Below are 6140 nucleotides of genomic sequence, written 5' to 3'. Positions count from 1 at the left end.
AGGCCCCATCCATGGGGCCTCAGCGCTTGACGGGCATCCATGCCCGTCATCTCCCTCCGCAAGGCCTCCACTCGGCCTCCTGAAGTCGCAATCTGCGTCGCCTGGACTACCGCGCGCTTAGAAGCAAGATCAAAAGCGAAAAGCGAAAAGCGAAAAGCGAAAAGCGAAAAGCGAAAAGCGAAAAGCGCTCAGCGCCGCACTTGCTTGAGGGTTTCGGCAATCAGGAATGCCAACTCCAGCGACTGATCAGCATTCATCCGCGGATCACAATGGGTGTGATACCGGTCAGACAACGCATCCTCGGTGATCGGCCGGGCACCGCCGATGCATTCGGTGACGTTCTGCCCAGTCATCTCGATATGGATACCGCCAGCATGGCTGCCCTCGGCCTGGTGTACCTGGAAGAACTGCTTCACCTCATCCAGAATCTGCGCAAAATCGCGGGTCTTGTAACCGCTGCTGGCCTTGATGGTGTTGCCGTGCATCGGATCGGAACTCCACAGCACCTTGCGCCCCTCGCGCTCGACAGTGCGGATCAGCCCCGGCAAGTGGTCGCCAACCTTGCCCGCGCCCATGCGCACGATCAGGTTCAGACGCCCCGGGTCGTTCGCCGGGTTGAGCGTGTCGATCAGGCGGATCAGCTCTTCGGGGTTCATGCTCGGGCCAACCTTGACCCCAATCGGGTTGTGCACGCCACGCAGGAACTCCACATGAGCCCCATCGAGCTGGCGGGTGCGGTCGCCAATCCACAGCATGTGCGCCGAGCAGTCGTAGTAGTCGCCAGTCAGGCTGTCCTGGCGCACGAAGGCTTCTTCATAGTTCAGCAGCAGCGCTTCGTGAGCCGTAAAGAAGCTGGTTTCGCGCAGTTGCGGCGCACTGTCCAGGCCACAGGCACGCATGAACGCCAGGGTTTCATCGATGCGATTGGCCAATTGGTGGTACTTGTCGGCCAGCGCCGAGTTGGCGATGAAGTCCAGGTTCCACTTGTGCACCTGGTGCAGGTCGGCAAACCCGCCCTGGGCGAACGCACGCAGCAGGTTGAGGCTGGCGGTGGCCTGGTGGTAGGCCTGCAGCAGGCGTTCCGGGTCCGGAATGCGGCTTTTGGCGTCGAAACCGATGCCGTTGACGATGTCGCCACGGTAGGCGGGGAGGGTGACGTCGCCGATGGTTTCATCGCCAGATGAGCGCGGTTTGGCGAACTGCCCGGCCATACGCCCCACTTTCACCACCGGGCAGCCGGCGGCAAAGGTCATGACAATGGCCATTTGCAGCAGCACCTTGAAGGTGTCACGGATTTTTGCAGCCGAGAACTCCGCGAAGCTCTCGGCGCAATCGCCGCCCTGAAGCAGGAAGGCACGGCCTTCGGTGACCTCGGCGAACTGCCGGCGCAGCTCGCGCGCCTCACCCGCGAACACCAGCGGCGGGTAGCTGGCCAGGGTCTGTTCAACCTTCAGCAGGTGCGCGGCATCGGGGTAGGTCGGTTGCTGCTGGATCGGCAGGGCGCGCCAGCTGTCGGGGCTCCACGGTTGGTTCATCTTGGGCTCGGTCTTGTCGGTTGTAGGCTATGAGTCATGGTAACAGTTGGCGCTGCGCTTGTTGCATCAAGGGTGTTGGCGGACAATGCGCGTTTTTGCGCAGGTGGGTGGTGGACATGACGGCGGAACGGCAAGAGCGGCTGCTGGCACGGGTGGAGGATGCGTTTGGCGTCATCAGCGTGTACGAAGTAGACGACTACCGCTTTCTGGAATTCGGCGATGCGATCGAGCAAAGCTGCGTGTTCACCGCCGACCCCAGCTGGCTGGAGTACGACTATACCCGCGCCATGCTGGTGGGGGCGCTGTGCCACGAATCGCCGGAGAGCGCACTGTTTCTGGGCCTGGGCGCCGGCACGCTGACCCAGGCCTGCATGAAGTTCCTGCCGCTGGAAGACATCGAGGCCATCGAACTGCGCCCGGATGTGCCGCGCCTGGCCATGGATTACCTGGGCCTGGATGACGACCCGCGGCTGTATGTGCGCATCGGCGATGCCCTGGAGCTGCTGCCCACGGCAGAGAAGGCCGACCTGCTGTTCGTTGACTTGTACACCGACCATGGTCCTGGGGTCGGGCACCTGGCGTGGAACTTCCTGGAGAACTGCCAGCAGCACCTGAACCCGGGCGGCTGGCTGGTGATCAACCAGTGGGCCACCGATGATGGCAGGCCGCTGGGCGCGGCGTTGCTGCGCGGGTTGTACCACCGGCATTACTGGGAGCTGCCTGTGAAGGAGGGCAATGTGATTCTGCTGGTGCCGGCAGACCTGGAGCAGTCGCTGGACCTGGACGGTTTGAGAGCCCGGGCCGAGGCGCTGGCGCCGCGTTTGGGGTACAGCCTCGATGGGCTGATCCGCGAGATTCGGCCGGCTACGTGAGTGGCTGACGCGCGCCGACACCGAGCGCGTAAGGCTTCAGGGGATTATCGATTCAGCCTGTCGTGCGCGATGGCCCGATACTGGCCCTGCCTCCATGAAAATTTTCCTCACGTACGCGACTATTTCAGGTATAGTACGCGCCGGTCTTTTAGCGGACCTCAAAATCAGGTGGTGCAAATCCTCCGAGTCCAGCTTCGGCTGCGCGTCCGCTAGGCGGACCTTCCCAAGTTTTCTTTTTCAATCGTTTTCGCAAATCCCCGCCGCCAAAGCTGCCTGGGTGACCTGACGGTCTTTCAAGGCATGTGCAGCTTTGGAGCATGGGTCTTTGCGGATGCACCTAGAGGCAGACCCATGACCCAGGAAACCGGCGGCTTCGCCGCTCTCGATCTTAACCCGAACATTGTTGCTGCCGTTGTGGCTACCGGCTACGAAGAGCCGTCCGCCATTCAGCAACAATCGATCCCGATCATCCTCGCCGGTCACGACATGATCGGCCAGGCGCAGACTGGCACCGGCAAAACCGCTGCCTTCGCCCTGCCGATCCTGAACAAGATCGATGTGAGCAAGCGCGAACCGCAAGCCCTGATCCTGGCGCCAACCCGTGAGTTGGCGCTGCAAGTTGCTACCGCTTTCGAAACCTACGCCAAGCAGATGCCGGGCGTGAACGTTGTCGCCGTCTACGGTGGTGCCCCGATGGGCCCACAGCTGCGTGCGATCCGCAACGGCGCGCAAATCGTCGTGGCCACCCCGGGCCGTCTGTGCGACCACCTGCGTCGTGACGAAAAAGTCTTGTCGACTGTACAGTACCTGGTACTGGACGAAGCCGACGAGATGCTGAAGCTGGGCTTCATGGACGACCTCGAAGTGATCTTCGACGCAATCCCGGCTACCCGTCAGACCGTACTGTTCTCCGCAACCCTGCCGTCTTCGATCCGTTCGATCGCCGAGCGTCACCTGCGTGAACCCAAGCACGTCAAGATCCAGACCAAGACCCAGACCGTTACCGCGATCGAGCAGGCCCACCTGATGGTCCACGCGGACCAGAAGATCCCGGCTGTGCTGCGTCTGCTGGAAGTGGAAGAGTTCGACGCGCTGATCGCCTTCGTGCGTACCAAGCAAGCCACCCTGGACCTGGCCGCCGCGCTTGAAGCCAAAGGCTACAAGGCTGCTGCACTGAACGGCGATATCGCTCAGAACCAGCGTGAGCGCGTGATCGACTCGCTCAAGGATGGCCGCCTGGACATCGTCGTCGCCACCGACGTCGCTGCCCGAGGCCTGGACGTACCGCGCATCACTCACGTGTTCAACGTTGACATGCCGTACGACCCGGAGTCCTACGTACACCGTATCGGCCGTACTGGCCGTGCCGGTCGCGATGGCCGTGCACTGTTGCTGGTTACCCCGCGTGAGCGCCGCATGCTGCAGGTGATCGAGCGTGTTACCGGGCAGAAGGTTGCCGAAGCGCGCCTGCCGAATGCCCAGGCCGTGCTGGATGCCCGCATCAAGAAGCTGACCTCGAGCCTGGCGCCGCTGGTAGCCGAAGCAGAAGCCACCCACGGCGAGCTGTTCGACCGCCTGACCACCGACCTGGGTTGCAGCGCGCGTGCCCTGGCTTCGGCCCTGCTGCGCAAGGCCACCAATGGCCAGGCGCTGGACCTGGCGGCGGTAGAGCGTGAGCAGCCGCTGGTGCCGAGCTTCGCCCCGCGTGGTGAGCGTACCGAGCGCGGTGAGCGTGGCGAGCGTCCTGACCGTGGTGACCGTGAGCGCCGTGCACCGCTGCCGTTGGCCGAAGGCCGCGTGCGTTGCCGTACCGCCCTGGGTGCCCGTGATGGCATCGCTGCCAAGAACCTGCTGGGTGCGATCCTCAACGAAGGTGGCCTGGCGCGTGACGCTATCGGCCGCATCCAGGTGCGCGACAGCTTCAGCCTGGTCGAGCTGCCGGAAGACGGCCTCGAGAAGCTGCTGTCCAAGCTCAAGGACACCCGCGTGGCTGGCAAGCAGCTGAAGCTGCGTCGCTACCGCGAGGATTGATCCTGGCGTAACGGAAAAATCCCCGGCTTAGGTCGGGGATTTTTTTTGCCTGTACCGGCCCTTTCGCGGGCTTGCCCGCTCCCACAGGTACTGAAATCTGTGGGGTACCTGTGGGAGCGGGCAAGCCCGCGAAGAGGCCCTTCAGTCGAACCGATAGATGTCCATCCCCAGCGCGCCCAGGGTAAACCCCTGATGCACCACGCCGAACTTGCTCCCGGCCCCGAGGGCAAAGAACAGCGGCAGCAAATGCTCATCACTGGGATGGTTGCGCACCGCAAACGGCGCCTGCTGCCGGTAATCCAGCAACGCCGCCTGGTCATCCTCCTGCAGCCGGTCTACCACCCAATCCCTGAACGCCAGCGCCCACGGCTCGATCACATCCGGCCCTGCATGCCAGTCCAGCTCACCCAGGTTGTGGGTAATGCTGCCCGAACCTATCAGCAGTACATCCTCGGCACGCAACCCCGCCAGTGCCTGGCCCACCTTCAGCTGCAGCGCCGGCCCCATGTGGCTGGGCAGGGAAACCTGCACCACGGGAATGCTGGCATCCGGGTACATCAGCGACAGCGGCACCCAGGCGCCATGGTCGAATGGGCGTTGCATGTCCAGCCGCGCGGGTAACCCCGCAGCCTTCAACCGCTCACTGACCTGACCAGCAAGCCCGGGCTCGCCCGGCGCCGGGTACTGCACCGCATACAGGGCCGGTGGGAAGCCGTAGAAGTCATGCCAGGTTTCGGGCTGTGCGTTGCCGGTGACCAGCAGCTCGCGGCTTTCCCAGTGTGCCGACACCACCACGATCGCTTTCGGCCGGGGCAGGGCGTTGGCCAACCCGGACAGTGCCGGCCCGCTGGCGCCGGGTTGCAGGGCAAGCATGGGGGAACCATGGGAAATGAACAGGCTGGGCAGCATGGCGGGGTCCTGAAGGTTAAGATGCAACCATCATCGATTAACTACAGATCGAAATCCAAACCAAGTTTTACCGACAAATCATCTAAAAATCGGGAGTAATCATGGAACCAGCGTTCTGGCAGCAGCGGTGGGCCGATAACCAGATCGGCTTTCACCAGGCGCAGGTGAACCCCTATCTGCAGACGTATTGGCCACAGTTGCAGTTGGCGCCCGGCAGCCGCGTGCTGGTGCCGTTGTGCGGCAAGAGCCTGGACTTGGCCTGGCTGGCAGGGCAGGGCCATCGCGTATTGGGTGTGGAGCTGTCGCGGCGGGCGGTGGAGGATTTTTTCCGTGAGCACGGGCTTGAGGCCGAAGTGCGGCAGCAGGGCGCATTCGAGGTTTGGCGCAGTGGGGATGTACAGCTGTGGTGTGGCGACTTCTTTGCCTTGCGGGCAGAGGATGTGGCTGACTGCGTGGGGCTGTATGACCGGGCGGCGGTGATTGCGCTGCCGGTGCAGATGCGTGCGCGGTATATGCAGCTGTTGTCGGGTTTGCTGCCGGCGAATTGCCGTGGGTTGGTGGTGACGCTGGACTATGACCAGTCGTTGTTGGCCGGGCCGCCGTTTTCGGTCAGGGATGAAGAGCTGAGACAGGGGTTTGCGGGGTGGCAGATGGAGCAGCTGGAGGCTGTGGAGGTGATTGAGGAGAGCCCGAAGTTTGTGCAGGCCGGGGCGTCGAGTTTGTTGGAGCGGGTGTACCGGCTCAGCCGGTAAGCAGATAGGGCAGGCTGACGCGGCCCATGTGGGAGCGGGCG

General features: G+C 63.2%; 4 protein-coding genes and 1 pseudogene. 3 read left to right on the top strand and 2 right to left on the bottom strand.

The features are described 5' to 3' along the window. Window positions 1–188: 188 nt before the first annotated feature. Window positions 189–1535, bottom strand: a complete 1347-nt coding sequence (locus V7787_RS52030; RefSeq protein ID WP_010952895.1) for a class II 3-deoxy-7-phosphoheptulonate synthase — start codon at window positions 1533–1535, stop codon at window positions 189–191. 116 nt (window positions 1536–1651) lie between these two features. Here V7787_RS52030 and V7787_RS52025 point away from each other — a divergent pair, with 116 nt between their 5' ends. Continuing rightward, entirely contained in the window at window positions 1652–2407 is a 756-nt protein-coding gene (locus V7787_RS52025) for a spermidine synthase (protein WP_010952896.1), read from the top strand. Between the two features lie 317 nt (window positions 2408–2724). After that, window positions 2725–4438 (top strand): annotated as a pseudogene (locus V7787_RS52020) (DEAD/DEAH box helicase). 141 nt (window positions 4439–4579) lie between these two features. Here the strand turns inward: V7787_RS52020 and V7787_RS52015 are convergent. Beyond that, on the bottom strand, window positions 4580–5347 hold the full coding sequence (locus V7787_RS52015) for a DODA-type extradiol aromatic ring-opening family dioxygenase (RefSeq protein WP_070096976.1): 768 nt from the start codon (window positions 5345–5347) through the stop codon (window positions 4580–4582). A gap of 101 nt (window positions 5348–5448) precedes the next feature. Here V7787_RS52015 and V7787_RS52010 point away from each other — a divergent pair, with 101 nt between their 5' ends. After that, window positions 5449–6099, top strand: a complete 651-nt coding sequence (locus V7787_RS52010; protein ID WP_336095330.1) for a thiopurine S-methyltransferase — start codon at window positions 5449–5451, stop codon at window positions 6097–6099. Window positions 6100–6140 lie beyond the last annotated feature (41 nt).

The sequence above is a fragment of the Pseudomonas sp. CGJS7 genome (assembly GCF_036961695.1).
The sequence above is the reverse complement of the archived record's forward strand: the minus strand, read 5'-3'. Positions and strand labels throughout refer to the sequence as shown.

What these genes read in the sequence shown, in the direction of transcription:
- V7787_RS52030 (WP_010952895.1), bottom strand. Translation starts at nt 1,535, where the DNA reads ATGAACCAACCGTGGAGCCCCGACAGCTGGCGCGCCCTGCCGATCCAG.
- V7787_RS52025 (WP_010952896.1), top strand. Translation starts at nt 1,652, where the DNA reads ATGACGGCGGAACGGCAAGAGCGGCTGCTGGCACGGGTGGAGGATGCG.
- V7787_RS52015 (WP_070096976.1), bottom strand. Translation starts at nt 5,347, where the DNA reads ATGCTGCCCAGCCTGTTCATTTCCCATGGTTCCCCCATGCTTGCCCTG.
- V7787_RS52010 (WP_336095330.1), top strand. Translation starts at nt 5,449, where the DNA reads ATGGAACCAGCGTTCTGGCAGCAGCGGTGGGCCGATAACCAGATCGGC.